Source organism: Marinobacter sp. LV10R510-11A (assembly GCF_900215155.1).
Lineage (GTDB): Bacteria > Pseudomonadota > Gammaproteobacteria > Pseudomonadales > Oleiphilaceae > Marinobacter.
Window position 1 is genome coordinate 2,313,076 of the sequence record NZ_LT907980.1, and the last position, 25,954, is coordinate 2,339,029.

General features: G+C 53.9%; 23 protein-coding genes, 2 rRNA genes and 1 other RNA gene. 3 read left to right on the forward strand and 23 right to left on the reverse strand.

What is annotated here, in order from left to right; translation table 11 throughout:
* Positions 1 to 3: 3 nt before the first annotated feature.
* From mraY to rsmI, 9 genes are all read right to left on the reverse strand, one after another.
* Positions 4 to 1,089: a phospho-N-acetylmuramoyl-pentapeptide-transferase gene (mraY, locus tag CPH80_RS11090; RefSeq protein ID WP_096277790.1), complete on the reverse strand. Its 1,086-nt coding sequence runs from the start codon at positions 1,087 to 1,089 to the stop codon at positions 4 to 6.
* The gene (locus CPH80_RS11095; protein WP_096277792.1) at positions 1,074 to 2,465 is read right to left on the reverse strand and encodes a UDP-N-acetylmuramoyl-tripeptide--D-alanyl-D-alanine ligase; all 1,392 of its coding nucleotides are present in this window, start codon (positions 2,463 to 2,465) and stop codon (positions 1,074 to 1,076) included. The genes mraY and CPH80_RS11095 overlap by 16 nt, the downstream gene beginning before the upstream one ends.
* On the reverse strand, positions 2,462 to 3,946 hold the full coding sequence (locus CPH80_RS11100) for a UDP-N-acetylmuramoyl-L-alanyl-D-glutamate--2,6-diaminopimelate ligase (protein WP_096277794.1): 1,485 nt from the start codon (positions 3,944 to 3,946) through the stop codon (positions 2,462 to 2,464). The genes CPH80_RS11095 and CPH80_RS11100 overlap by 4 nt, the downstream gene beginning before the upstream one ends.
* 4 nt (positions 3,947 to 3,950) lie before the next feature.
* Complete coding sequence (locus CPH80_RS11105) at positions 3,951 to 5,690, reverse strand: peptidoglycan D,D-transpeptidase FtsI family protein (RefSeq protein ID WP_096277796.1); 1,740 nt, start codon at positions 5,688 to 5,690, stop codon at positions 3,951 to 3,953.
* Positions 5,691 to 5,722: 32 nt separating this feature from the next.
* Positions 5,723 to 6,127, reverse strand: coding sequence for a cell division protein FtsL (gene ftsL / locus CPH80_RS11110; protein WP_096277798.1), 405 nt, complete (start codon positions 6,125 to 6,127; stop codon positions 5,723 to 5,725).
* A gap of 2 nt (positions 6,128 to 6,129) precedes the next feature.
* Positions 6,130 to 7,113, reverse strand: coding sequence for a 16S rRNA (cytosine(1402)-N(4))-methyltransferase RsmH (gene rsmH, locus CPH80_RS11115; RefSeq protein ID WP_096277799.1), 984 nt, complete (start codon positions 7,111 to 7,113; stop codon positions 6,130 to 6,132).
* On the reverse strand, positions 7,110 to 7,562 hold the full coding sequence (mraZ, locus tag CPH80_RS11120; protein WP_096277801.1) for a division/cell wall cluster transcriptional repressor MraZ: 453 nt from the start codon (positions 7,560 to 7,562) through the stop codon (positions 7,110 to 7,112). Before mraZ ends, rsmH begins: the two co-directional genes overlap by 4 nt.
* 305 nt (positions 7,563 to 7,867) lie before the next feature.
* Positions 7,868 to 8,228: RNase P RNA component class A (gene rnpB / locus CPH80_RS11125), an RNA gene on the reverse strand.
* A gap of 56 nt (positions 8,229 to 8,284) precedes the next feature.
* Entirely contained in the window at positions 8,285 to 9,154 is an 870-nt protein-coding gene (gene rsmI, locus CPH80_RS11130) for a 16S rRNA (cytidine(1402)-2'-O)-methyltransferase (protein WP_096277803.1), read from the reverse strand.
* Between the two features lie 102 nt (positions 9,155 to 9,256).
* Here rsmI and CPH80_RS11135 point away from each other — a divergent pair, with 102 nt between their 5' ends.
* The 3 genes from CPH80_RS11135 to CPH80_RS11145 are packed head-to-tail and all read left to right on the forward strand — an operon-like array spanning position 9,257 to position 12,173.
* Entirely contained in the window at positions 9,257 to 11,176 is a 1,920-nt protein-coding gene (locus CPH80_RS11135; protein WP_227520127.1) for a penicillin-binding protein activator, read from the forward strand.
* 31 nt (positions 11,177 to 11,207) lie between these two features.
* The gene (locus CPH80_RS11140) at positions 11,208 to 11,576 is read left to right on the forward strand and encodes a YraN family protein (protein WP_096277805.1); all 369 of its coding nucleotides are present in this window, start codon (positions 11,208 to 11,210) and stop codon (positions 11,574 to 11,576) included.
* Between the two features lie 6 nt (positions 11,577 to 11,582).
* Positions 11,583 to 12,173, forward strand: coding sequence for an SIS domain-containing protein (locus CPH80_RS11145; RefSeq protein ID WP_096277807.1), 591 nt, complete (start codon positions 11,583 to 11,585; stop codon positions 12,171 to 12,173).
* Between the two features lie 52 nt (positions 12,174 to 12,225).
* Here the strand turns inward: CPH80_RS11145 and CPH80_RS11150 are convergent, their stop codons facing one another.
* The 14 genes from CPH80_RS11150 to CPH80_RS11220 form a co-directional block, all read right to left on the reverse strand.
* Complete coding sequence (locus CPH80_RS11150; protein WP_172898650.1) at positions 12,226 to 12,636, reverse strand: ClpXP protease specificity-enhancing factor; 411 nt, start codon at positions 12,634 to 12,636, stop codon at positions 12,226 to 12,228.
* A gap of 63 nt (positions 12,637 to 12,699) precedes the next feature.
* On the reverse strand, positions 12,700 to 13,329 hold the full coding sequence (locus CPH80_RS11155; protein WP_096277810.1) for a glutathione S-transferase N-terminal domain-containing protein: 630 nt from the start codon (positions 13,327 to 13,329) through the stop codon (positions 12,700 to 12,702).
* A gap of 109 nt (positions 13,330 to 13,438) precedes the next feature.
* On the reverse strand, positions 13,439 to 14,194 hold the full coding sequence (locus CPH80_RS11160) for a cytochrome c1 (RefSeq protein ID WP_096277812.1): 756 nt from the start codon (positions 14,192 to 14,194) through the stop codon (positions 13,439 to 13,441).
* A complete protein-coding gene (locus CPH80_RS11165) occupies positions 14,194 to 15,426 on the reverse strand; it encodes a cytochrome b (protein ID WP_096277814.1) in 1,233 nt (410 codons plus the stop codon). The genes CPH80_RS11160 and CPH80_RS11165 overlap by 1 nt, the downstream gene beginning before the upstream one ends.
* Positions 15,426 to 16,019 carry a ubiquinol-cytochrome c reductase iron-sulfur subunit gene (gene petA, locus CPH80_RS11170; protein WP_096277816.1) on the reverse strand — a complete coding sequence of 198 codons (594 nt, stop codon included), beginning with the start codon at positions 16,017 to 16,019 and terminating at the stop codon, positions 15,426 to 15,428. Before petA ends, CPH80_RS11165 begins: the two co-directional genes overlap by 1 nt.
* 243 nt (positions 16,020 to 16,262) lie before the next feature.
* Entirely contained in the window at positions 16,263 to 16,655 is a 393-nt protein-coding gene (rpsI, locus tag CPH80_RS11180; protein ID WP_096277820.1) for a 30S ribosomal protein S9, read from the reverse strand.
* Positions 16,656 to 16,667: 12 nt separating this feature from the next.
* Positions 16,668 to 17,096, reverse strand: a complete 429-nt coding sequence (rplM, locus tag CPH80_RS11185) for a 50S ribosomal protein L13 (protein WP_096277822.1) — start codon at positions 17,094 to 17,096, stop codon at positions 16,668 to 16,670.
* A 212-nt stretch (positions 17,097 to 17,308) separates the two neighbouring features.
* The gene (locus CPH80_RS11190; protein WP_096281563.1) at positions 17,309 to 18,082 is read right to left on the reverse strand and encodes a TatD family hydrolase; all 774 of its coding nucleotides are present in this window, start codon (positions 18,080 to 18,082) and stop codon (positions 17,309 to 17,311) included.
* A gap of 23 nt (positions 18,083 to 18,105) precedes the next feature.
* Complete coding sequence (gene prfC, locus CPH80_RS11195) at positions 18,106 to 19,686, reverse strand: peptide chain release factor 3 (protein WP_096277823.1); 1,581 nt, start codon at positions 19,684 to 19,686, stop codon at positions 18,106 to 18,108.
* A gap of 87 nt (positions 19,687 to 19,773) precedes the next feature.
* Entirely contained in the window at positions 19,774 to 20,262 is a 489-nt protein-coding gene (gene rimI, locus CPH80_RS11200) for a ribosomal protein S18-alanine N-acetyltransferase (protein ID WP_096277825.1), read from the reverse strand.
* The gene (locus CPH80_RS11205; protein ID WP_096277827.1) at positions 20,262 to 21,071 is read right to left on the reverse strand and encodes a 2-isopropylmalate synthase; all 810 of its coding nucleotides are present in this window, start codon (positions 21,069 to 21,071) and stop codon (positions 20,262 to 20,264) included. Before CPH80_RS11205 ends, rimI begins: the two co-directional genes overlap by 1 nt.
* A complete protein-coding gene (locus tag CPH80_RS11210; RefSeq protein ID WP_096277829.1) occupies positions 21,072 to 22,622 on the reverse strand; it encodes a 2-isopropylmalate synthase in 1,551 nt (516 codons plus the stop codon). It lies immediately after the preceding gene.
* 145 nt (positions 22,623 to 22,767) lie between these two features.
* Positions 22,768 to 22,883: ribosomal RNA gene (rrf, locus tag CPH80_RS11215) — 5S ribosomal RNA — on the reverse strand.
* A 97-nt stretch (positions 22,884 to 22,980) separates the two neighbouring features.
* Positions 22,981 to 25,875: ribosomal RNA gene (locus CPH80_RS11220) — 23S ribosomal RNA — on the reverse strand.
* Positions 25,876 to 25,954 lie beyond the last annotated feature (79 nt).

Sequence of the window (25,954 nt, forward strand, 5' to 3'; positions counted from 1 at the left end):
TTCCTATCGTATCTTCAGACTGGCCAAGCCAATCAGAACAAGAACCACGGTGATGACCCAGAAGCGCACGATCACACGTGGCTCGGGCCAGCCTTTGAGTTCAAAATGGTGGTGCAGTGGCGCCATCCTGAAAATGCGTCGACCGGTCAGCCGGAAGGACGCCACCTGTAGAATTACAGAGACTGTCTCCATCACGAACACACCGCCCATGATGAAAAGAATGATTTCCTGGCGCACGATTACCGCGACCACGCCCAGTGCCGCACCCAAGGCCAGAGCACCAACATCGCCCATAAAGACTTGGGCGGGATAGGTGTTAAACCACAGAAAGCCGAGCCCAGCGCCAACGAGTGCTCCGCAGAAAACAATGAGTTCGCCGGTTCCAGGCAAATGCGGAATCAATAAATAGTTTGCGAACTGAACGTTGCCAGAAACGTAGGCGAAAATGCCCAGCGCGCCGGCGACCATGACTGTTGGCATAATTGCCAGGCCATCCAGACCGTCCGTCAGATTCACCGCGTTGCTACTGCCGACGATCACAAAATAGGTCAGCAGGATGAAAAACACTGGCCCGAGGGTCAGCGACACGTTTTTAACAAACGGCAGATACAGGGATGTTTCCTGAGGCAGTACCGAACTGAAATACAGCACGATGGCCGCAGCGGCACCAATCAACGACTGCCAGAAATACTTCCAGCGCGCGGGCAACCCGCGGGGGTTGCGCTCAACGACCTTACGATAATCATCCACCCAGCCAATCGCACCAAACAGCATAGTGACCAACAAGGTCACCCAGACGTAACGGTTGCTCAAATCCGCCCACAGCAGTGTACTGATACCTATTGCCACCAGAATTAACGCACCGCCCATGGTCGGCGTTCCGGCCTTACTAAGGTGCGACTGCGGCCCATCTTCCCGGATGGCCTGGCCAATCTGGTACTGGCTCAGCTTGCGGATCATCAGCGGCCCGATAACCAGAGAGATCAGCAAAGCCGTCAGTATTCCCAGGATCCCGCGCAGGGTCAGGTACTGAAACACCGTCAGCGCTGAAAAATATTCTGATAAAATCCCTGTCAGCCAGAGCAGCATGCGTTACTCACCTTGTTTTTAATCCCTTCCACCACGAGATCCATGGCAGAACTTCTGGATCCTTTCACCAGCACGGTCATCGGCGGCTCATTTGTGCAAACGATGGCCTGTATGGCCTCGTCGTGTGTTTGATACATCTCGGTGGTTTCACCAAAACCGTCGGCATAGCCGTCGCAGCCAGCCCCCACGGTCAGCAGGCGTTCAATTCCGAGGTCGGAGGCAAAGCCTCCGACCTCGCTGTGCAATTCACGTGCAGTTGGCCCGAGCTCTCCCATGGCGCCAAAAACCGCAATGCGCTTACCCTCACGTTTTGCCAGAACACTCAGCGCCACCTTCATGGAAGCGGGATTAGCGTTGTAGCTGTCATCAATAACCGTAAAGCCCCTAGGCAGGTTGATCTCCTGCAGACGCCCCGGAATGGACTCCATGCACGCCAGCCCGTCGGCAATTGCGATATCTGTCGCGCCCAACTCCCGGGTTGCCGCGATAGCAAGCAGGGTATTAGTTACGTTGTGTTCGCCTTCCAGTAGCAGTGTGACGGCACAAGACCAGCCATCTGGCCCGGTCACCACGATTTCCGGCTTCTGAGCGTGCGGCTGCTCTATAACAGAGTGATAGTCTGCCTCGGGGTGACCACACCGGCTGACACTGACAACCCGACGGTTGCCGGCACAGGCAAGCCACTGATCAAACGCAGAGTCGTCCCGATTCAGAACCACTAGGCCGCCCTCGGCAACGCCTTCAATGATTTCACCCTTGGCCTGCACAATATTTTCGTAGCTGCCAAAACCTTCAAGATGCGCTTGGCCCGCGTTCGTGAGGATCACAACCTGCGGCTGGGTGATGGCAACTGTATGGGCAATTTCGCCAATGCCGCTGGCGCCAAGTTCGATAACGCCATACTGGTGCGTAGGCTCTAGGCCAAACAGTGTCAGTGGAACACCAATGTGATTATTCAGATTGCCTTGAGTCGCTAGGGTATTGCCCATACGAACCAAGATGGCCGCGCATATTTCTTTAACAGTGGTTTTCCCGCTACTGCCTGTTATCGCAATCAGCCGTGCATCACTTTGGCTGCGGTTACCCGATGCCAAACCCGCCAGCGCGTCAACGGTGCTAGTCACGACCAGCTGAGGTATATCTAGAGTGCGGTCAAACGTGTCAACGACCGCTGCACAGGCCCCATGCTTTTGTGCGGCCCGCAAAAATTGGTGGCCATCAAAATTCTCGCCACGCAGAGCAACAAATAAATCTCCCGACCTCAAAGCACGCGTATCGGTGGACACACCCGCATATGAGACAGCATCCAGCCCCTGAGATGTACAGATGGCGCCGGTAAATTTCACGGCCTGGGCGAGTGAGAAAGTGCCTATCATGCTGCACCTCCTTCAAGCTTCAGCATCTGTCGAACCTGAGCGGCATCGCTGAATGGCAGCTTTTTACCAGCGACTTCCTGCCAGGACTCATGGCCCTTACCCGCTATAAGCACCAGGTCTTCCGGTGCTGCCATGCTAATGGCAAAACGGATGGCTTCAGCCCGATCATGAATGACCGTTGCCGAGCCCGGGCTGGAGAAGCCAGCCTGAACATCCTGCACAATAACCACAGGTGACTCAGTGCGGGGGTTGTCATCCGTAACGACGATGACATCCGCGCACTTTTCTGCTTCCTTGGCCATTTCTGGGCGTTTACCGCTGTCGCGATCACCACCACAACCAAACACACAAATCAGCCGGCCAGTTACATGCGGGCGCAATGCAGCCAAGGCATTAGCCAAGGCGTCCGGTGTGTGGGCATAGTCCACAACCGCGCGGACGCCATCTGCGCTACAAAAACGCTCAAGCCGGCCCGGAGGTGGAACCAATTGTTTCGCTGCGCTCTGAACCTGCTCGACAGTCACACCCAGTGTCATAACCGTTGCAACAGCGGCAAGTACGTTGCTGGCGTTAAAGCTGCCCATCAGGGGCACAGACAAGTCAAAAGTGCCCCACTCACCATCGACCACGGCATCAAAGCCATCATCTGTAGATTGGAAATCTTTCAGCCACAACTCTGTCTGTGGCTCATGAAGGCTGTAACGAATGCGATCACATTTGCCATCAAGGGTTTCGTATAATTGGCGGCCAAACGGGTCGTCGAAGTTGATCACCGAGAAATGCACATCTTCGCGCTCAAACAGGCGTGCTTTGGCGGCCCCATAGGCCTCCATTGAACCGTGATAGTCCAAGTGATCCCGTGTCAGATTAGTGAAGATGGCCCCGGATATGGTCAAGCCATCCACGCGCCCCTGATCTAGACCATGGGACGACACTTCCATCGCAGCTGCCCGACCGCCCTTGGCAAGAATATTCGACAGCGCTCGGTTGATCTGAACCACATCGGGCGTGGTATGGGACGATTTCTGCAAGGCTTCCGGCATGCCATAACCCAGGGTCCCCATAACACCGCAAGGCGTTCCTGCATGGCCCAGCAACTGCGCTACGTAATGGCTAACGGAGGTTTTACCGTTGGTGCCAGTCACGCCTATCAACCGGAGTCTGCGTGATGGATGCTCATAAAACCGCGCAGCAATCTTGCCCAGCAGCTGTCGGAGCCCCGGGACCGGCACCACAAGTGCCCCGTGATGTTCCCAGCACTCCCTCTCGCCTTCCGACTCAAGAATGACAACAGTCGCACCTGCGGCTATGGCTTTATCCACGTAATGCTCAGCCAGCGTAGCGGCACCAGCCAATGCGACAAAGGCATCGCCAGATCTGACTTCACGGCTATCGGTTTGCAGCCCATGGATGGTTACATCAAAGACTGACGGCACAGATACAATGCCCTGCAACAAGGTGCTGAGAGATGTTATGCACATAGGCTTACCCCCTCTCCCCAGTTTTTCCCGCTCGCAGGCCGGCGGCACCAACTTCCAGTTCGGGCTTTACGTTTAGGAGGCGAAGTGCACCGTTCATCACTCGCGAAAATACCGGCGCGGCCACTTCACCACCGTAGTATTCCCCAGACTGCGGCGCATCCACGGCCACAACCGTTACAATCCTCGGATTATCAATGGGCGCCATTCCGGCAAAGATCGCCTTATACTGACTGTCTTCATAGCCTTGAGCGCCCACCAGGTGAACCGTTCCTGTTTTGCCTCCTGCGCTGTAAAAGCCCGGCTGAGCCCGCTTTCCCGACCCCCTGGAAACCACTTCTCCCAGCATGGTTCGCACTTGGCTGGTTACTCGCTCCGAGAGCACTCTCTCGCCAACGGGCTTTTCATTCAGCTTCATCAGGCTTAGCGGATACCGCATGCCGCCATTGGCAATAACCATATAGGCCTGGGCCAACTGGAGCGCATTCACACTCATCCCATAACCGTATGAGAGAGTAGCTTCTTCTGAGGGGCGCCACTTAGGCGGTGCTGGCAATACACCAACAGCCTCACCCGGGAAGCCCGTACCGGTTGGCTGGCCAAGCCCAAGCCGTGCGTATAGGTTGCGAATCGTGTCACCACCCAACTCAGTGGCAATCTTGCTGATACCCACGTTGCTGGACTTCACAATAATGTCGGTAAGGCTGATGACGCCGTAGTTCCGATAATCTCGAATCGTAAACCTGCCAAAGCGCCTATAGCCGGGCGAGGTATCAATCGTTGTCTGAGGGGAGTACTGCCCCGATTCAAGCGCAGCAGCCATCGAGATTGGCTTCATGGTTGAACCTGGCTCAAACAAATCCGTGATGGCTTTGTTGCGAAGATTTCCCGGTGCAAGCTGGCTGCGATCGTTAGGGTTATATGACCCCTGATTGACCATGGCCAGCACCTCGCCGGTCTCAACATCCAGCATAACGAGGGTTCCGCCGTGGGCATCGTGAGCGCTAACAACGGCCTTCAACTCGCGGTAGGCCAAATACTGCAGACGCAGATCAATGCTCAACTCAAGATTGCGACCGGGGCTAGCATCCCGGATCAGCGTAAGGTCTTTGATGACGCGTCCGCGATTATCCTTCAGCACACGCTTGCGGCCAGACTCGCCAGACAACCACTCGTTGTAGGCCAGTTCCAAACCTTCCTGGCCACGCTCATCAATGTTGGTAAACCCGACAACATGGGCAGTGACCTCGCCCGCCGGATAATAGCGCCGGTACTCTTGGCGCGTATAAACGCCCGGGATATCCAGGTCCATCGCCTTCGTTGCCAGCCCCGGCTGAACTTTTCGGCGCAGGTAAATAAACTCACGGCCCGCGTAGGTAACTAGGCGCTCGCGCAGCCTCGCCTCACTGATATGCAGCAACCGTGCAAGGTTAGCTAGGCGAGGCTCATCAGGATCTGTCTCTGAGGGATTTGCCCAAAGTGTTTGCACAGGAGTGCTCACGGCCAGCGGCTCACCATAACGGTCCGTAACCACACCACGGTGAGCATCAATTGCCTCTACACGAATGGTACGAACATCACCCTGCTGACGCAGAAAATCATTATCGACAACCTGCAAATCCACCAATCGCCAGCCCAGCGCCAATACAACCAACAAGAAAACGCCCAACACAGAACCAAAGCGCCAGGCTTTCAAGCCTGCCGCCACTTTTTGGATCAATGTTCTTGCTGATTCCTGCTTGGACAATCAGATCACCCTACAAATTGTTGTATCGTGAATTACCGAGCCGCTAACGGCGACATCAGAGGCACCAGAACAATATCCTGACGCCCCGGTGCCACCATGCTGAAACGCTCAGCTGCAAGCTTCTCTACCCGACCATAGCCACCCAAAGCACTTTGCTCCAAAAGCAACTGACTCCACTCGGCTTGAAAGCCGTCACGTTCGGCGTGAAGCTGAGACAGCGTATTGAACAGCGTTCGATTCTCATGGGCACTAACGACAACGCCAATCGATGAACCTACAAGCAGTACGGCTAGTGCCAGCGACACGAGAACCCTCTTCTGACGCGTGGCATCGAACACTCGCCGCGAAATCCGGACGGCTGCAACTACGCCTTCGCGCACCTTTTCTTTATTCAGCTTGGCCGGCTTTACTGCCGGCTCTATGGCTACCGCGCCCATATCTACGCGCTCCCCTGAGAATTTTGTTCATGATCAATGCGCTCAAGCACCCGCATAACAGCGCTGCGCGCACGAACGTTCTCACTAACCTCACCGGCACCGGCCTTGTTGGCCTTGCCTATTAATCTGAAATCCGAAGCCTCCTGATCAGCCGTCACGGGTATGCCTTTGGGCAACCTAGGGCCGCGAGCAAGGTCTCGCATAAAGCGTTTCACCAACCTGTCTTCCAGCGAATGGAAGCTTATAACAACCAGGCGCCCACCAGGCGCAAGCCGGTCGACTGCCGCCTGCAGCCCAACCTCAAGGTCTTCCAGCTCGCGGTTAATAAAAATGCGAACGGCCTGAAAGGTGCGGGTTGCCGGATGCTTGTGCTTCTCTTTTTTCGGTACCGCCGTACTCACCAGCTCGGCAAGCTGGAGCGTGGTTTCAATCGGTGCCTCTTGCCGGCGCTCGACAACCAAACGGGCGATGCGGCGGGAAAACCGCTCTTCACCGTAGCGAAAAATCACATCAGCGATTTCACGCTCCTCTGCACTGGCGAGCCATTCAGCCGCACTTGGCGACTGCTGCGGGTTCATGCGCATATCTAGCGGGCCTTCACGCATAAAACTGAAGCCTCGCGAGGCATCATCAAGCTGTGGCGACGACACGCCAAGATCCATCAAAACGCCATTGACCTGCTCCCAGCCTGCTTCCGATACCGCGCGGCTGAGCTCAGCAAACGAGCCATGGAAATATCCGAAGCGGGGATCATCTGCAGCAAGTTCTTCAGCCACACTGATAGCTTCAGGGTCTTTGTCGATACCCAGCAACTGGCCAGACGCGCCCAAGCGCCCCAGAATTAGGTGGCTATGACCGCCGCGACCAAACGTGGCATCCACATATTTGCCATCGGGGTCACTGACCAAATAGTCGACCGCCGAATCCAGAAGTACCGAGCGATGGGAAAACTCCGCTCCAGCCTCCGGCTTGCGATCAGAGGTCATAGGGAAAGCGCCTCCATCTCAGGTGGCATATCTTCATCACAGGACGACTCATCAAGCCATGCAAACCAGCGTTCCTCACTCCATAGCTCCAGTTTTTTGCCCTGCCCGATCAGCATCAATTTTTTCTCAAGATGGGCATAGCTGCGTAACGTGGGCGGCACCAGAATACGCCCGGCAGAGTCCATCTCCATCGGCGCGGCATTACCAAGCAGCAAACGCTGCAGGCGTCGTGCGGCCTTATTCATGTTGGGAAGTGCTTCAATTTTAGGGCGGAGAATATCCCACTCGGGCTCCGGGTAAACCAGCAGACACCGCTCATCATCGGCATTGGCCGTCAATACAATGCGGCCACCACAGGCTTGCGCGAGGCCTTCGCGCACCTTGGTAGGGATCGCCAAGCGACCCTTCGCATCCATATTGATGGCATGACTGCCGAGAAAATTACTCATTTAATCCGTCTCTGGGGACTCGAAAACCACAAATAACCACTAGAAACCACTTTTTCCCACTTGTGCACACTATAGAAACACGCAATTCACAATGCAAGCGCCGCAAACAGCGGCCCTCGTGGGAAAGTTCCTTTTATGACAACAAGTTACAGCCAGAGACGTAAGAGAAAGGTGACATTACAGAAAAGAAAAGAAGTGAAATCAACTACCTGCAGAAAGGTCTGAAGAAGACAAGTGAGGTTTAAGATTTTTTGGGCATAAGAGGCGTGCTGTGAGAATAAACACGCCCCATAAAAGAGAGGAAAAAAACGAGCTCGCCGATAAGCCGGGTTCTGTCTTGGACAGTCATTCATCTAGGGCCTGCGTCACCACAGGCCTCAAGCAACCTACCCGAGTCCAGCGCGGGCCACGCCATAGGACTCCTATTTGGTCTTGCTCCAGGTGGGGTTTACCATCGCCGTGAACTGTTGCCAGTCACGCGGTGCGCTCTTACCGCACCGTTTCACCCTTACCGGTGCTCGCGAACAAGTCACGAGCACTTAGGCGGTCTGCTTTCTGTTGCACTTTCCGTCGGCTCACGCCGCCCAGGAGTTACCTGGCACCTTGCCCTGCGGAGCCCGGACTTTCCTCCCCCGGTAAACCGGCGGCGACTGCCTGGCGAGCTCGGTCGAGACAATACTACTGCGCCACGCACCATGCAAGGAAAAGCGCAGGCTCAAGGTTCAGCTCTCCTTAAGACCAAGGGCACGCTGATACAGTTCGTTTTTACCCAGCCCCGTCAGCTCAGACGCCATTTTTGCGGCTTTTTTTAGCGGCAGCTCCGCCATCAAAAGGTTCAGCAACTGGTCTACATCCACCGCGCCGGCCATCAAACCACTTTCAGTCTTTTCAGCGCCCCGCACCACGATAACAAACTCACCACGGCTGCCATGAGGGTCTTCCGTCAGTGCGGCATGTACATCCGCGGCACCACCAGAATAGAAGGTCTCAAAGGTTTTAGTGATTTCCCGCCCCAGTACAACCTCTCTTTGCGCTCCCATAACGTCTGCAATATCCGCTACGGTGGCCAGTATCCTGTGAGGCGACTCGTAGAACACTAGAGTCGCAACCTCCTTACGGAGCTCCTCCAGAGCTGTGCGCCGGCCGGTACGTTTTGCTGGCAAAAACCCAACAAACAAAAAACGATCGGTGGGCAAACCCGCCGCACTCAGTGCAGCAACCAGTGCGCAGGGCCCAGGAATTGGGCTCACCCTTAGCCCTTCAGCTCTTACGTCCCGCACCAGTACATAGCCTGGGTCGGAGATCAGAGGCGTACCGGCATCTGAAATCAGCGCCACATCCGCGCCCGCCATTAACTGGCTTACAATACTCTTAACTCTGCCGCGCTCATTGTGATCATGCAATGCAATCAACGGCTTGCTGATACCCAGATGCTGCAGCAGTCGCCCACTATGGCGGGTATCCTCCGCCGCAATAACCGCCACATCCGAGAGCACTTTAACGGCGCGGGGAGAAAGATCCTCCAGATTGCCAATGGGGGTAGCGACGATATAGAGCGTCCCCTGGTTATCGCCTGGCTTTATTACCTGCATGACTGACTGATCCGATTCAGATTTCAAAATGTGTGCCTCGCGTATAGAGACGGCGTCAGCATGACACCTGCGTCATGTGAATTGGCCCGGGAGCTGTTAAACTTGCCACCATCAGATCGGCGCCACAAGCCCAAAACTCCGGAATCTATAGAGCTTGCCATGACCAAGAACCGTATTAACCATCGCGCCCTGGCCAGTATATTTACACTGTCCCTGCTGTTTGCCGGTTGCGCCAGTATCAACCTGGATGCGCAGGTTGCCCAGTCTCCCTCCCAGGCTCTTGAGCTTGCAGCAAAGGAGAGCAACACTGAAACGGCGCAAAAATACTTATTAGAAGTCGCCCGCCGGTTTCAGGATCGCGGAGAACACCGGGCGGCCCGAACATTACTTCAGAGCACTCAGCTGGCGCAACCTGCACCGGCACTACAGGTAGAGAAGCAGCTACTCGCCATGGCGAGTGCGGTGGCACTCGAAGACCGTGAGTGGGCCGGCAACATTGTCACGAAACTCTCGCCAGACAACTTCAGAAGCTACCGCTCAGATCTGGTTAACCGGGCGGCCAGCCTTCAGGCCGAAACCTATGCATTGGTAGGCGACCGCCTCTCAGCGGCCATGACACTGATGCTGCTGTCCCAGACAGATGGCAAGGTTAACCCGCAACAAATTCACGATCAGATCTGGGATTTTCTGAAAGCGGTTCCGGATCAGGAACTTACTTCCGCAGGCACGGACTCGATCGGCTTTGAAACCGAAGGCTGGTTAGAGCTTGCAGCCAGTCTTCGGGCACCGGAACTGAGCATTGATGATCAAGGCCGCATCATACGGCGCTGGCAAAATAACTGGCCCGGCCACCCCGCTGCCCAGATACCACCTTCCGAGCTACAACTCATTGCGAGCTTGGCCGAAAATCGGCCCGAAAAACTTGCCCTAGCCCTCCCCCTCCAGGGGCCATTGGCCAGCGCTGGCAAGGCTATCCGCGATGGCTTCTTGGCTGCCTATTACCAGGATGACTCAGTAGACCGCAGCAAGACCGACATCCGGATTGTGGACACTTCCGGCCAGCCGTTTGATGAACTATATAAGGAGCTGGCCGCTCAGAATATAGACCTGATCATAGGCCCTCTTGAGAAGGAGGCGCTGGCAAGCCTTACCAGCATGAGAACCCTTCCGGTTCCCGCTTTGGGGCTCAACTATTTGCGCGACGACCAAAACGCCCCCGACGGCCTGTATCAGTTTGGCCTTTCGGCAGAGGACGAAGCCCGGCAAATTGCAGACCGACTTGCTGGGCAAAGCATCAATCAGGTGCTGGTGCTGATCCCTCATGGTGAGTGGGGCGACCGGGTGGAGGCAGCCCTGCTCAAGCGCATGCAACAAAACGGTGCGGTGGCTCTGGATATCAAACGATTCTTTCGCGAGGATAATCTGCGGGCAGTCACTGCAGACTTGCTGGGCATTACCGTATCCCGGGATCGGGCTATCCAGGTGGAGCGCACCATTGGCCTGAACGTCGAGTTTGAACCACGACGCCGCCAAGATGCCGAAGCCATTATTATGGTCGCCGAGCCTGCGGTGGCTCGTCAGTTCAAGCCTCTGTTTGCGTTTTACTTCGGTGGCGACCTGCCCGTTTACTCACCTTCGATTGTTTACGAAGGTGCACCAGACGCCGGTCGGGATCGCGACCTCAACGAGGTAATGTTCACCGATATTCCTTGGGTGCTTGACGACAAGAACCCACTGCGCGAGGAAGCCAGCAGAGTTTTGTCTGGCACTCGCGGCCAGCTAGGCAGACTGTTTGCCATGGGAGCCGACGCATGGCAGCTCAGCAAACGCCTCCCCCTGCTTCGCCAGGTTCAGACCGCAACAGTCGATGGCCAAACAGGACTGCTAACCATGACCCGTGAAGGCAGCATCCACCGAACCCAGCTTTGGGCGGAGTTCCGAAGCGGAACGCCCAACCTGCTACCTCAGCCAGCGGCCTCTGGCGGCGAAGACAACCAAAGCCCGCAGACCCTGAACAACTGACATTATCCCGAAATAAAAGGACAGCAGAGCCATGGAAGGCCGCAAAGCTATCGGAACACATTTTGAGGGCGTAGCGGCGCGGTATCTCGCCATTCAAGGTGTGCGGATTCTGGAGCGCAACGTTTATAACCGAGGCGGTGAAATTGACCTGATAGGGCAGGACAAGAATACGCTCGTTTTCTTTGAGGTTCGTTACCGAGGCAGCGGTAGTCTCGTAGACCCGGCGGGTTCCATTTCATACCCAAAACGGCAGCGGCTATTGAAAGCCGCTTCGTTTTATCTGCACCGGCACCACTTATGGGACACCCTCTGCCGTATAGACGTAGTGGCAATCAGCCCAGGAACCATTAAAAAATACCGGGTACAATGGATCAAAAATGCAATCCAGGCGGACGTATAAATTCTGATGAGCAAAACGGAAAACCTGATTAACCAGTTGTTTGCGAGCCACATGGAGCATACTGCTCAGGCAGCCAGCAGCGTTGGACCGGCTATTGAGCAGGCTGCAGACGCCTTCGTAAATGCCCTCTTAAATGACGGGAAAATCGTTACCTGCGCCAACGGTAACGCCAACGTGATTGCTCAGTATTTTTGTACGGCATTCCTGAACCGCTTTGAGCAAGATCGGCCGGCGCTGCCTGCCATCAATCTGGGAGCCGACGCAACCACCTACTCAGCTATTTGCCGTGATAACCGTTTCAACGATACTTTCTCACGCCAGGTTAAAGCCATTGGCAAGCCCGGCGACCTGTTATTCGTGATTGTAGACAATGGCCACAAAGCGAATCTCATTCAGGCCATTCAGGCAGCCCATGACCGGGAAATGAACGTGGTGGTTTTGAGTGCACGGGAAAAGTCTGACATTACTTCCCTGATGCACGCTGAAGACCACGAGATCGCTCTGAATGACCTCTCGCCCACAGAGGCCACGCCACTGTTACTGCTTGTGATTAACGCTCTGTGCTCGTTGGTGGACGGAAAACTTTTCGGGGGCTAACAAAAAAGCCGGCACGGCCGGCTTTTTTGTTAGAACTGCTATTCGCTAAAGCCTACTTCACGACCTTTAACGTGGGTCGACCAGAAGGCCGATCTTCTTTGCCAGACTGCTTAGAACTCTCACCATCATCGGTACCATCAGGATCAGGAGAGCCCGGCTCGCTGCCAAACACCATGCCTTCCCCGTTTTCCTTGGCGTAGATGGCCAAAACAGCTTGGAGAGGGATGAACACCTGCATCGGTACTCCACCGAAGCGCGCGCTGAACTCCAGTGCACTATTACCAACTACCAAGCTACGCACGGCCCCGGGGCAGATATTTAGAACGATTTGTCCGTTCGCCACGTGCTCAGTAGGCACCTGAACACCTTGAATGCCTGCATCCACCACTATGTATGGCGTGCAGTCGTTATCCAGTATCCACTCATTGAACGCACGAACCAGATACGGGCGGCTGGATGTCATGGTGATCTTGTTATCAGGCACTGCTAGTCTCCTGTTCCCTAAAGCGGAACCCTGCCAAATAAATCAGCTACGGATGTCTTCTTCAAGATCGGAAAGGCTTGCCTTGAAACCTTCACGCGCAAAAATGCTATCCATATACTTCTGCAAGGGCTTAGCCTGCTTGTCATTGAGTTCTATGCCCAGTGACGGCAAACGCCAGAGTATAGGAGCAATACAGCAATCCACAATGGTAAATTCCTCAGAGAGGAAAAACGGCATTTCACCAAACAGCGGCGCGGTTGCGAGCAGGCTTTCACGCAATTCCTTACGAGCCACCTCTGATGCTTTGACGTTTGGCTGGTTTAGAATCTGATCTACCAAGCCGCACCAATCTTTCTGGACCCGATGGATCATCAGCCGGCTGTTCGCACGGGCCACCGGATAAACCGGCAACAGCGGTGGATGCGGGAAGCGCTCATCAAGATATTCCATCATGATGTTGGGCTCATACAGAATCAGATCGCGATCCACCAGAGTCGGCAGGGCGTTATACGGATTCAGATCAGCCAGCTCTGCCGGTGGATTATCCGGGTCAACATCAACGATATCAACGGTAACGCCCTTCTCTGCCAACACAATACGCACTCTATGGCTATAGTGGCTGGTCGGATCTGAGAAAAACGTCATCGAGGACCGCTTGGTAACAACGCCCATAGAACTACCTCACCAGTAAACAAACCGAAATGGCCCTGAAAAACGCAAAAGTTCCAGCGGGCCGATTAACGCCCGCTGGAACTCAGGGAACGGGATTATACCCTATTTCTCAGTGTACGTCCTTCCAGTACTCACGATTGAGCAAGTAAGCGAAGACAAAGAAAATAGCAACAAAGATCAGTACGAATATCCCTAGGCGCTCACGCTCAACCTTGATCGGATCCGCCATGTAGGACATGAAGTTGGTCAAGTCGTACATTGCACTGTCGAATTCAGCGCCAGACATGCTGCCTTCCGTAGCGTATTCCGGGCACGCACTCGCGTTATTGATGTTGCCGCTCAACGGCTCAACACTAGGCTTTGTGCCAATGTTGGGCTCGACCGCACACAACCCCTGCAGACCTACCATCACGTGGGGCATGCCCACGTTGTCGAACACCACATTGTTTACACCCAGCGGGCGTGATTCATCTTTATAGAAACCACGCAGGTAGGAGTAAACCCAGGACTCACCGCGCAAGCGGGTTTCCAGCGTAAGATCCGGTGGCGGAGCACCAAACCAGTCCGCAGCCACATCCTTATCCATGGAGTTTTTCATCAGCTCGCCAATCTGGGCGCCGGTGAAGATAAGATTCTCCTTGAACAGATCAACAGGAATCTCAAGATCGTCAGCAACCCGCTTGTAACGAGCGTACTGCATGGAGTGACACCCCATACAGTAGTTGGTGAACATAGCAGCACCACGCTGGAGAGATGCCTTATTGGTGTGGTCCGTCTCAATATGATCAAGCGGAACACCAGCACCGGCTGCCAGCCCGAGAACCGGCAGGAATGCGATGAAAAGACCAAAAATCAGCTTTCTCATTATCCTGTCACCCTCTCTGGTACTGGCTTAGTTTTCTCCATGCGCGTATAGAACGGCATCAGAATGAAGTAGAGGAAGTACACGGCTGTAAGAATCTGCGCCACAGTGGTACGACCTTCGGTCGCCGGCACAAGGCCGAGATAACCGAGAATAACAAAACTCACTGCAAACAGCGTCAGCGCGATCTTGCTCAGCCACCCTTTATAGCGAATGGAACGCACTGGGCTTCTGTCAAGCCAAGGCAACACAAACAGAATCGCAATGGCACCACCCATGACAACCACACCCCAGAACTTCGCCGGCAACCCGAAGAGATCAATCGTGACTGCGCGCAACATGGCGTAGAAGGGCGTGAAGTACCACACAGGTGCAATATGCGCAGGCGTCTTCAGCGGATTCGCAGGCTCAAAGTTTGGCTTTTCAATAAAGAGACCGCCCATCTCAGGAAAGAAGAACACCACAACAAAGAAGATAAAGAAGAATACCGCCACGCCCACCAAGTCGTGCACAGAGTAGTAGGGATGGAACGGGATACCGTCTTTCGGAATGCCGTTTTCATCCTTATTCTTCTTGATCTCGATACCGTCGGGGTTGTTGGAGCCCACTTCATGCAACGCAAGAATGTGAAGAACCACAAGGCCGAGCAGAACGATCGGCAGAGCAACTACGTGCAGGGCAAAGAACCGATTCAGTGTAATACCGGAGATCAGGTAATCACCACGAATCCACAGAGACAGATCTTCACCAATAACAGGGATGGCACCAAACAGGTTCACGATGACCTGAGCACCCCAGTAGGACATCTGCCCCCAAGGCAGCAAGTAGCCCATGAAAGCTTCTGCCATCAGCACAAAATAAATTAGCATACCGAACAGCCAGATCAGCTCCCGGGGCTTCTGATAAGAACCGTACATAAGACCACGGAACATGTGGAGGTAAACCACAATAAAGAAAGCGGAAGCACCCGTGGAGTGCAGGTAGCGCAACAGCCAGCCCCATTGAACATCACGCATGATGTACTCAACGGAGGCGAACGCACCTTCACCCGTCGGGTTGTAGCTCATAGTGAGCCAGATACCAGTCACCAATTGGTTAACCAGTACCAACATCGCCAAAGATCCGAAAAAATACCAGAAATTGAAGTTTTTCGGCGCGTAATATTTTGCCAGGTGTTTATTCCAGGCATCAACAACTGGCAGACGCTCGTCTACCCAATTTAGAAGCTTCTGCATTACGCGTCCTCCGGATCAAGACCAATCGTGAGAGTCGCGTCATCGTCGTAACGATAAGGCGGAACCTGCAGGTTCAGCGGAGCAGGCATCCCTGTATATACCCGCCCGGCCATATCGAACCGGGACCCGTGGCACGGACAGAACATGCCGCCAAGCCACTCATCACCCAGATCTGCCGGAGCTAATTCCGGGCGATACGAGGGTACGCAGCCCAGATGGGTGCAGATACCGACCAGAACGGCCATCTCGGGCTTCAGCGACCTCAGTATGCCGTCAATGTATGGCGGCTGCTGCGGCTCTTCAGACTGAGGATCCCTCATCTTGTCGTTGAGCTTTATTATGTTGCTCTGCATCTCGTCTGTGCGGCGGATAAGCCAGACCGGCATACCCCGCCACGCAACGGTGACCTGCTGACCCGGTTCAATCTTACTGATATTGACGGTTACCGGCGCACCAGCCGCCTCCGCTTTGGCACTGGGATTCCAGGATGCCACGAAAGGAACTGCCGCACCGACGACGCCGACTCCACCGACCGCAGCCGTAGCGCCGATCAGAAATCGGCGTCGACCTTGGCTCACGTCGCCATTATTCATTATGGTTTTCTCCCATCAGGCGATGTCACAGCCCGCCAGAAAGCCGACAGTGCGCATCAAAAAGAACTTCTCAACCCAAAAATATAAGCGTTCAAATGGTAATGAAATTACCATGTTCTTACAAGTCAGAAAGCCGCCACCAGAGCCTGTTCTCTGCCCCAGATCAATTTGGATAACATTGATCCTGAAACAAAAAAACCCGACCAAAATAGCCGGGTTTTTTGAGATCTGCTCCAGCGAAACTTAACGCTTGGAGAACTGAGGACGCTTACGCGCCTTACGCAGACCAACTTTCTTACGCTCAACTGCACGAGCATCACGAGTTACATAACCCGCTTTACGCATCGCCGGACGCAGAGTTTCATCATAATCCATCAGCGCGCGAGTCAGGCCGTGACGAATAGCGCCTGCCTGACCACTGCTGCCACCACCTTTAACGGTGATGTTCAGATCAAAACGATCCACGGATTCAGAAAGAACCAGAGGCTGACGCACGATCATGCGAAGAGTCTCGCGACCGAAGAATTCTTCAATCGTGCGACCGTTAATGGAGATGTTACCGCTTCCCGGCTTGATGAACACCCGAGCCGTGGACGTTTTGCGGCGACCAGTACCGTAATTTTGTGCTACAGACATATCCGCCTTCCGTTAAATGTCGAGTTCTTTGGGCTGCTGGGCTGTATGAGGATGCTCAGTGCCAGCATAGATTTTCAGCTTCCTGAACATGGCGCGACCAAGCGGGCCCTTCGGAAGCATGCCTTTGACAGACTTCTGAATTACTTGCTCAGGCGCTTTTGCAATCAGCTTTTCAAAGCTAATTGACTTGATCCCACCCGGAAACCCGGTATGACTGTAGTACATCTTGTCAGATGACTTATTGCCGGTAACCCGCACCTGGCCTGCATTGATAACAACAATGTAATCGCCAGTGTCTACATGAGGGGTATACTCAGGCTTATGCTTGCCCCGCAGACGAAGGGCGATTTCGGTTGACAGACGACCCAGCGTCTTGCCGGCTGCGTCTACAACGTACCAGTCACGTTTTACGGTTTCTGGTTTCGCACTCAGAGTCTTCATTAATTCCGCCTTGAACGCTATAAAAAGAAACGTTAAAAACCGCCACCGGAAAGTGTAGTCCACCCGGAGGAAGTTCTGTACCTATAATTTGATCGGCAGTGACACTATTCGGGGCTGAGATAGTGGCATCGCCATGAAAAGCCAGGTGGCGAAGTATACTCGAACGATTAATGAAAACCAACCCTGCTTTGTGTAGTTTTATTGCTCTAATATCACCATAAAGACTGGCCGTATAACAGTTGCGTATTGGCAAATAAAACAGAAGCCAGTAAATCGGGTTTCTCGCTCCGTATCTCAGACAGACATTCAAAAATTCTGCGAAGGTATACTGGGGAATTTGCACCCGCCTCAACGCCCTCTGGCGCCATGTCTGGCGCATCTGTTTCAAGCACTAGGGATTCCAGTGGCAAACGGGCAACGGTATCTCGGGTTTTGCGCGCACGGGGGTGCGTAATGACCCCTCCTACCCCGATAAAACACCCCTGGCCTACCAGCTTTGTGGCTTGCTGATAGCTACCGGAAAACCCGTGCAGCAGCGCCCTACCGCCCCAGCTCCCACGCTTTAGGGTGGCATGAACTTCGTCGTGGGCTTTGACTGAATGAATAATCAGAGGAAATCCAAGCTTTGACGCCAGCTCAATTTGAGATTCAAACCAGGGGTATTGAGCACTCATATCGCCCCGCAAACGATCCAACCCGCACTCCCCGATACCCACACAGCGCTCCGGCCGTGACCCTAGAATCTGCTCTAGACTCTCCAGATCTGCGATGGAATGCTCATCCACAAACCACGGGTGGATGCCGAGACAATAATACAATCCAGAATGCGCCAGAGCCGTTTCCTGCACACGTCCCCAGTCCGGGCGGCGCACGCCGGGAATGACCAACCCGACAATACCGTTACTCAAAGCAGCATCAAGCGCACTGAAGCGATGCCCATCAAACTGTGGAAAATCAAAGTGGCAATGGGCATCAACCAGTTTCAAACCAACCTCCACAGGCTACAGGATCAGTGCTCGCGGGTCTTATGGAACTCGACGTCTGGGTAGCGCTCCTGAGCCAGGTTGAGATTTACTCTGGTCGGTGCGATATACGCCAAGCGATCTCCACCATCAAGCGCCAGGTTATCGTTATTCTTTCGTTGGAACTCGTCCAGCTTGCGATCGTCGGCGCAGGTTACCCAGCGCGCGGTTGCAACGTTGATCGGCTCATACATGGCCTCAACCTTGTACTCAGTCTTGAGACGGCTAACGACTACGTCAAACTGCAGTACACCCACTGCGCCTACAATTAAATCGTTATTACGTAACGGCCGGAAGACCTGCACAGCGCCCTCTTCTGAGAGCTGAATCAGCCCTTTCTGGAGCTGCTTAGCTTTCAAGGGATCTTTCAGCCGGATACGACGGAACAGCTCAGGCGCAAAGTTGGGAATGCCAGTAAACTTCATATCCTGACCGGCGGTAAACGTATCCCCCAGCTGGATAGTGCCGTGGTTGTGCAGGCCGATGATATCACCGGCGTAAGCTTCCTCTGCATGTGCTCGGTCACCAGCCATAAACGTCAGCGCATCCGAGAAGCGAACATCTTTTGCAATTCGAACATGGCGGGCTTTCATGCCTTGACTGTATTTGCCAGACACAACACGCATAAACGCAACTCTGTCCCGGTGTTGCGGGTCCATATTAGCTTGAATCTTAAAAACAAAACCGGAGAAGCCTTGGTCGTCGGGCTGCACCAGCCTCTGATCAGTCTCTCGGGGCTGAGGCTCTGGTGCCCAGTCGACCAAACCTTCCAGCATATGATCAACGCCAAAGTTGCCTAACGCTGTGCCGAAAAATACCGGGGTCAGTTCGCCCGCCAAAAACGCCTTAAGATCGAATTCGTGAGAAGCACCCTTAACCAGCTCTACCTCTTCTCGCAACTCGCTGGCGTATTCACCAAGAACGGTATCAAGCTCCGGATTATCCAGCCCACTGATTACTCGAACGTCCTGAATGGTATGGCCGCGCCCGCCCTGGTACAGAATGACCTCATCCCGGAGCAGGTGATAAACGCCCTTAAAGCTCTTACCCATGCCGATCGGCCAAGTAATGGGCGCGCAGGCAATTTTCAGAACGTCCTCAACCTCATCCATAAGCTCAACTGGATCACGGGTATCGCGGTCCAGCTTGTTCATGAAGGTCAGAATAGGTGTGTCCCTGAGGCGCGTAACTTCCATCAGTTTGATGGTGCGCTCTTCAACACCTTTGGCGCTGTCGATTACCATCAGACAAGAGTCTACGGCCGTAAGAGTGCGGTAAGTATCTTCTGAGAAATCCTCGTGGCCCGGCGTATCTAGCAGGTTCACCAGCTTGCCACCGTAAGGAAACTGCATCACGGACGTGGTTACCGAAATGCCCCGCTCCTTCTCCATGTCCATCCAGTCAGATTTGGCATGCTGCCCGGATTTTTTACCCTTGACCGTGCCCGCTCTCTGTATAGCGTGCCCGAATAAAAGAACTTTTTCGGTAATCGTGGTTTTACCCGCGTCTGGGTGAGAAATGATTGCGAAGGTGCGGCGTTTGGCCACTTCCTGGGAAAGGTCAGACATAGTCAAAGAGCAACCTGCGTCAAATGTTCGGGAAAGGCTGTCATTATAGGGACTAAGGGGTCATTACGCGAACAGAAGCGACAACCTTCAAGGCTGTATGAGCAGGGACATTATCCGCGCATCTTCTCGCCCCGAAGAAGCAGGATAGTATTGAGGGCGACGACCTATTTCCTCAAATCCTTCTTTGCGATAGAGCTTGCACGCAACGCTGTTGCTCTGCCGGACTTCCAGAAGAACCTGATTCATGCTCTCGCGGAGCGCCTCTGCAACAAGGTGACGCAACAAACGTTTTCCGGCTCCATGGCCGCGCGCGTCCGGGTGGACACAAAGATTCAGGAGGTGAACCTCATCAAGTATATAAGTCACTACCGCGTATCCAACCAGCAAATCATCTAGGCAAGCCCCCCATAAACGATAACTTGGTTTGAAACAGTCCAGAAACACCCCTTCGGCCCAAGGGTGAGAGTGGCCCTGATGCTCGATATCTAGCATCCTAGGTAGGTCTTCGGACACCAGCGGCCGTAGCGTTAGCTCAAGCCCTAGGGAGGAGTTATATAAGCTTTCTCTTTTCTGCATCAGTTTTTGACCAAAGGTTTAAGCTGTTGCCACAAAGAGCGTTTCAGGCCCGGGTTGCTGGCAAGCTCTGTCAGGGAGTGTTCAGATTCAATATCGGGAGCTCGTTCAAGAACCTCAGCCAGCCAGCCGTTGCTTGCACCTGCACCCTCTAGGCGACCTAGAACAACCACTGTTTTGCCGCTGGCACTGCTAAGAACCTGCGCCATAACGGATTTTAGATCAGCCAAAGAGCTTCCCGGCACAAGGCGATTATTGAACACCGGCCAGTGAATCCATTCCGGGCCGCCCGGCCGTTCCTCGCCAAGGCTTTTCAATATATTGGTAGCAAGAGTTTCCTGCAGGCGCAGGCTTGCTTCTTTGGAGATATGCGCTACAAGAATGTGCCGATCGCATGGAAATATCCCCAAACTCAGGTTAAATGTCTGAGCAGTGTTCGCCTGGGACTCCTGTGCTGCCGGAACATTATTTTCAGAACCTTCTGGGGGCGGATCTGCGGCCACAGACGGCTGCCGCTCTTGGGGCTCTTTGTCTGACGCCGGCTCTTTCTTGATCTCCATCAATGCTTGGAGGCTGGCAATTCGCTGGATTCCCCGCTGATTAGCCTCGGATGGCGGCGGTGCGGTCTTAGGTTTTGCAGACAACCCGGCAACGGGAACCTCCCCGAGTACAGGTTGTCGCACCGGCTCGTCCGGCTCCGGAAACTGAAACTCCGGGCTAGGTGCAGCTCCTGGCAAAGGTTCACGCGCATACCATAGACGGATGCCCGCAACACCGAGGTAGAACTGCCTCTGTGCCTCAGTGTGTATCATTCAAACATCCGCAACCTGTGGGTGATGCCGAATGCCACCGCGGCTGATCAGGTTAAGCGCTTCAATGTAGGCCTTGGCTGAGGCAATAATAATATCTGTATCCGCGCCCACGCCGTTTACAATCCGCCCACCACGCTCCAACCTCACCGTTACTTCACCCTGAGAGTCTGTACCACTGGTAATGTTGTTCACTGAGTAGAGCTGCAGGTTACAACCAGAATCGACCAGCGATTCAATGGCTTTGAACGTCGCATCCACGGGGCCACTGCCTTCGGCTTCTACCTTATGCTCTTTTCCGTCCATTGTTAGCGTCAGAACGGCCTTTGGCATTACGCCTGTTTCAGAGCACACCTGAAGACACACTAGGCCATAACGGCCTTCTTCGTCCTTCTGCCGGGTGTCGCTCGCAATCGCCTGAAGGTCTTCGTCAAAAATTTCATGTTTCAGATCAGCTAATGCCTTGAACCGAGTAAACGCTTCATTCAGCTCCGTTTCGGTTTCAAACTGAATCCCCAATTCCAATAACCTAGTACGGAAAGCATTGCGACCGGAGTGTTTGCCAAGCACCAAACTGTTTGTGTGCCAGCCAACATCCTCCGCCCGCATAATCTCATAGGTTTCACGATGCTTAAGCACACCATCCTGGTGAATACCCGACTCATGAGCAAACGCGTTTGCTCCCACAATGGCCTTGTTCGGCTGCACTGGGAAACCCGTAATCGTTGAAACAAGCCGCGAGGCTGGCACGATATGACGGCTATCTATCCGGGTATCTATTTTGAACAGATCCTGTCGAGTGCGAACGGCCATCACAATCTCTTCCAAAGACGCGTTGCCCGCACGCTCACCTAGCCCGTTAATCGTGCACTCTACCTGCCGAGCGCCACGGGTCACAGCGGCCAATGAGTTTGCCACTGCAAGCCCTAGGTCGTTATGGCAATGCACGGAAAAAACGGCGTTATCGGCATTGGGGATGCGGTTAAGAAGCTGATGAATGGTTTCGGCAAACTGCTCTGGAATCGCGTAGCCAACTGTATCCGGGATATTGATTGTAGTGGCACCTGCATCAATGGCGGCTTCGATAATCCGGCAAAGGAAATCTAGCTCCGAGCGGCCAGCATCTTCACAGGAAAACTCAACATCATCTACATGACTTCGGGCGCGTTTTACAGACCGGACTGCCTGCTCAACTACGTCATCCGGCTGCATTTGCAGCTTGTGCTTCATATGGATAGGCGAGGTAGCAATAAACGTATGGATGCGCCCTCGCTCAGCGGGGCGTATGGACTCTGCGGCACGGTCAATATCTTTATCCAGAGCGCGCGCGAGACTGCAGATTGTTGACCCTTTGATTGTCTCGGCTATGGACTTAATAGCATCGAAGTCACCCTGGCTTGCGATCGCGAAGCCAGCTTCAATGACATCCACACGAAGCTTCTCAAGAATCTTGGCAATCCGAAGCTTTTCAGCTTTGTTCATGGTGGCACCGGGGCTTTGCTCACCATCCCGGAGCGTCGTATCAAAGATAACCAGATGATCGTTGCCAGACATTGAAGTGCTCCATATCGCATTTGGTTTTGTGCAGACAGTATATCACTGGGAGGTATAAGGAGCAGCGCCCCCACTACACTGCATACTAAATTCGAAGCAAAAAAAAGCCCCTGCAGAACTTCTGCAAGGGCTTTAAAAATTAAGAGTCTGACGATGACCTACTCTCACATGGGCAAATGCCACACTACCATCGGCGCAGGCCTGTTTCACTTCTGAGTTCGAGATGGGATCAGGTGGTTCCAAGCCGCTATGGTCGTCAGACAAAACGGTTGATCACTGGGGGATGAGATAGAACTGGCTTTTTAGGCCGTGATATTGATTTTTTCGTTGCGATATCCGCAATTGTCTTGGGTGTTATATAGTCAAGCCGCACGAGCAATTAGTATCGGTTAGCTCAACGCCTCGCAGCGCTTACACACCCGACCTATCAACGTCCTAGTCTTGAACGGCTCTTCAGGGGCCTCAAGGGCCCAGGGAGATCTCATCTTGGAAGGGGCTTCCCGCTTAGATGCTTTCAGCGGTTATCCTGTCCGAACATAGCTACCGGGCAATGCCACTGGCGTGACAACCCGAACACCAGAGGTTCGTCCACTCCGGTCCTCTCGTACTAGGAGCAGCTTTCCTCAAATCTCCAACGTCCACGGCAGATAGGGACCGAACTGTCTCACGACGTTCTAAACCCAGCTCGCGTACCACTTTAAATGGCGAACAGCCATACCCTTGGGACCGGCTTCAGCCCCAGGATGTGATGAGCCGACATCGAGGTGCCAAACACCGCCGTCGATGTGAACTCTTGGGCGGTATCAGCCTGTTATCCCCGGAGTACCTTTTATCCGTTGAGCGATGGCCCTTCCATACAGAACCACCGGATCACTATGACCTACTTTCGTACCTGCTCGACGTGTCTGTCTCGCAGTTAAGCGGGCTTGTGCCATTACACTAACCGTACGATGTCCGACCGTACTTAGCCCACCTTTGTGCTCCTCCGTTACGCTTTAGGAGGAGACCGCCCCAGTCAAACTACCCACCACACAATGTCCTCATCCCCGATAAGGGGACGGAGTTAGAACCTCAAACATGCCAGGCTGGTATTTCAAGGTTGGCTCCACGCAAACTAGCGTTCACGCTTCAAAGCCTCCCAGCTATCCTACACAAACATGTTCAAAGTTCACTGTGAAGCTATAGTAAAGGTTCACGGGGTCTTTCCGTCTAGCCGCGGATACACCGCATCTTCACGGCGATTTCAATTTCACTGAGTCTCGGGTAGAGACAGCGCCCCCGTCGTTACGCCATTCGTGCAGGTCGGAACTTACCCGACAAGGAATTTCGCTACCTTAGGACCGTTATAGTTACGGCCGCCGTTTACCGGGGCTTCGATCAAGAGCTTCGCGCAAGCGCTAACCCCATCAATTAACCTTCCGGCACCGGGCAGGCGTCACACCGTATACGTCCTCTTACGAGTTTGCACAGTGCTGTGTTTTTAATAAACAGTCGCAGGGGCCTGGTATCTTCGACCGGCTTCCGCTCAACCCGCGAAGGGCGTCACATACCACCGGCGTGCCTTCTCCCGAAGTTACGGCACCATTTTGCCTAGTTCCTTTACCCGAGTTCTCTCAAGCGCCTTGGTATTCTCTACCTGACCACCTGTGTCGGTTTGGGGTACGGTCTCAAATAGCCTGAAGCTTAGAAGATTTTCCTGGAAGCAGGGCATCAATGACTTCGCTCCCGTTAAGGGTGCTCGTCGTCGCGTCTCAGAATTGTGGATCCGGATTTGCCTAAACCCACTCCCTACTCGCTTAAACCGGGACAACCGTCGCCCGGCTCACCTAGCCTTCTCCGTCTCTCCATCGCAGCTATCCAAGGTACGGAAATATTAATCCGTTTCCCATCGATTACACCTTTCGGTCTCACCTTAGGGGCCGACTCACCCTGCGCCGATTAGCGTTGCGCAGGAAACCTTGGTCTTCCGGCGTGGGAGTTTTTCACTCCCATTGTCGTTACTCATGTCAGCATTCGCACTTCTGATACCTCCAGCAAGCTTCTCAACTCACCTTCGCAGGCTTACAGAACGCTCCCCTACCCCGCATACAATGTATGCAGCCGCAGCTTCGGTGACCAGTTTGAGCCCCGTTACATCTTCCGCGCAGGCCGACTCGACTAGTGAGCTATTACGCTTTCTTTAAAGGATGGCTGCTTCTAAGCCAACCTCCTAGCTGTCTGAGCCTTCCCACATCGTTTCCCACTTAACTGGTACTTCGGGACCTTAGCTGGCGGTCTGGGTTGTTTCCCTCTTCACGATGGACGTTAGCACCCATCGTGTGTCTCCCGGATAGTACTCACAGGTATTCGGAGTTTGCATCGGGTTGGTAAGTCGGGATGACCCCCTAGCCGAAACAGTGCTCTACCCCCTGTGGTATTCGTCCGAGGCGCTACCTAAATAGCTTTCGGGGAGAACCAGCTATCTCCGGGCTTGATTAGCCTTTCACTCCGATCCACAAGTCATCCCCTGGCTTTTCAACGACAGTGGGTTCGGTCCTCCAGTTGATGTTACTCAACCTTCAACCTGCTCATGGATAGATCGCCCGGTTTCGGGTCTATGCCCAGCGACTAAATCGCCCTATTCAGACTCGGTTTCCCTACGGCTCCCCTAAACGGTTAACCTCGCCACTGAACATAAGTCGCTGACCCATTATACAAAAGGTACGCCGTCACAGAACAAGTCTGCTCCGACTGCTTGTACGCATACGGTTTCAGGATCTATTTCACTCCCCTCACAGGGGTTCTTTTCGCCTTTCCCTCACGGTACTGGTTCACTATCGGTCAGTCAGGAGTATTTAGCCTTGGAGGATGGTCCCCCCATATTCAGACAGGATATCACGTGTCCCGTCCTACTCGATTTCACTAGACTCAGGTTTCGGATACGGGGCTATCACCCACTATGGCGGCACTTTCCAGAGCCTTCTCCTACCAGTTGTCTAGCTTAAGGGCTAGTCCCCGTTCGCTCGCCGCTACTTAGGGAATCTCGGTTGATTTCTTTTCCTCGGGGTACTTAGATGTTTCAGTTCCCCCGGTTCGCCTCTTACACCTATGTATTCAGTGCAAGATACCTAGCCGAAACTAGGTGGGTTTCCCCATTCAGAAATGCCCGGATCACAGCTTGTTTGCCAGCTCCCCGAACCTTATCGCAGGCTTCCACGTCTTTCATCGCCTCTGACTGCCAAGGCATCCACCGTATGCGCTTAGTTGCTTGACTATATAACCCCAAGACAACTGCTCTCCATGGATCAACATCCTGGTAAACCAGGGGGCCAATACGTGGAGACAGTGCCTTG

Excerpts from the sequence above, each read along its gene's own strand:
- CPH80_RS11155 (WP_096277810.1), bottom strand. The coding sequence starts at position 13,329 with ATGGGCGTTGTTACCAAGCGGTCCTCGATGACGTTTTTCTCAGATCCG.
- rsmI (WP_096277803.1), bottom strand. The coding sequence starts at position 9,154 with ATGCAGGTAATAAAGCCAGGCGATAACCAGGGGACGCTCTATATCGTC.
- ftsL (WP_096277798.1), bottom strand. The coding sequence starts at position 6,127 with ATGGGCGCGGTAGCCATAGAGCCGGCAGTAAAGCCGGCCAAGCTGAAT.
- prfC (WP_096277823.1), bottom strand. The coding sequence starts at position 19,686 with ATGTCTGACCTTTCCCAGGAAGTGGCCAAACGCCGCACCTTCGCAATC.
- mraY (WP_096277790.1), bottom strand. The coding sequence starts at position 1,089 with ATGCTGCTCTGGCTGACAGGGATTTTATCAGAATATTTTTCAGCGCTG.
- rpsI (WP_096277820.1), bottom strand. The coding sequence starts at position 16,655 with ATGTCTGTAGCACAAAATTACGGTACTGGTCGCCGCAAAACGTCCACG.
- CPH80_RS11100 (WP_096277794.1), bottom strand. The coding sequence starts at position 3,946 with ATGTGCATAACATCTCTCAGCACCTTGTTGCAGGGCATTGTATCTGTG.
- CPH80_RS11205 (WP_096277827.1), bottom strand. The coding sequence starts at position 21,071 with ATGATACACACTGAGGCACAGAGGCAGTTCTACCTCGGTGTTGCGGGC.
- CPH80_RS11095 (WP_096277792.1), bottom strand. The coding sequence starts at position 2,465 with ATGATAGGCACTTTCTCACTCGCCCAGGCCGTGAAATTTACCGGCGCC.
- CPH80_RS11210 (WP_096277829.1), bottom strand. The coding sequence starts at position 22,622 with ATGTCTGGCAACGATCATCTGGTTATCTTTGATACGACGCTCCGGGAT.
- petA (WP_096277816.1), bottom strand. The coding sequence starts at position 16,019 with ATGAATAATGGCGACGTGAGCCAAGGTCGACGCCGATTTCTGATCGGC.
- CPH80_RS11165 (WP_096277814.1), bottom strand. The coding sequence starts at position 15,426 with ATGCAGAAGCTTCTAAATTGGGTAGACGAGCGTCTGCCAGTTGTTGAT.
- CPH80_RS11140 (WP_096277805.1), top strand. The coding sequence starts at position 11,208 with ATGGAAGGCCGCAAAGCTATCGGAACACATTTTGAGGGCGTAGCGGCG.
- rsmH (WP_096277799.1), bottom strand. The coding sequence starts at position 7,113 with ATGACCTCTGATCGCAAGCCGGAGGCTGGAGCGGAGTTTTCCCATCGC.
- CPH80_RS11150 (WP_172898650.1), bottom strand. The coding sequence starts at position 12,636 with ATGACATCCAGCCGCCCGTATCTGGTTCGTGCGTTCAATGAGTGGATA.
- rplM (WP_096277822.1), bottom strand. The coding sequence starts at position 17,096 with ATGAAGACTCTGAGTGCGAAACCAGAAACCGTAAAACGTGACTGGTAC.
- CPH80_RS11145 (WP_096277807.1), top strand. The coding sequence starts at position 11,583 with ATGAGCAAAACGGAAAACCTGATTAACCAGTTGTTTGCGAGCCACATG.
- mraZ (WP_096277801.1), bottom strand. The coding sequence starts at position 7,562 with ATGAGTAATTTTCTCGGCAGTCATGCCATCAATATGGATGCGAAGGGT.
- rimI (WP_096277825.1), bottom strand. The coding sequence starts at position 20,262 with ATGCAGAAAAGAGAAAGCTTATATAACTCCTCCCTAGGGCTTGAGCTA.
- CPH80_RS11160 (WP_096277812.1), bottom strand. The coding sequence starts at position 14,194 with ATGAGAAAGCTGATTTTTGGTCTTTTCATCGCATTCCTGCCGGTTCTC.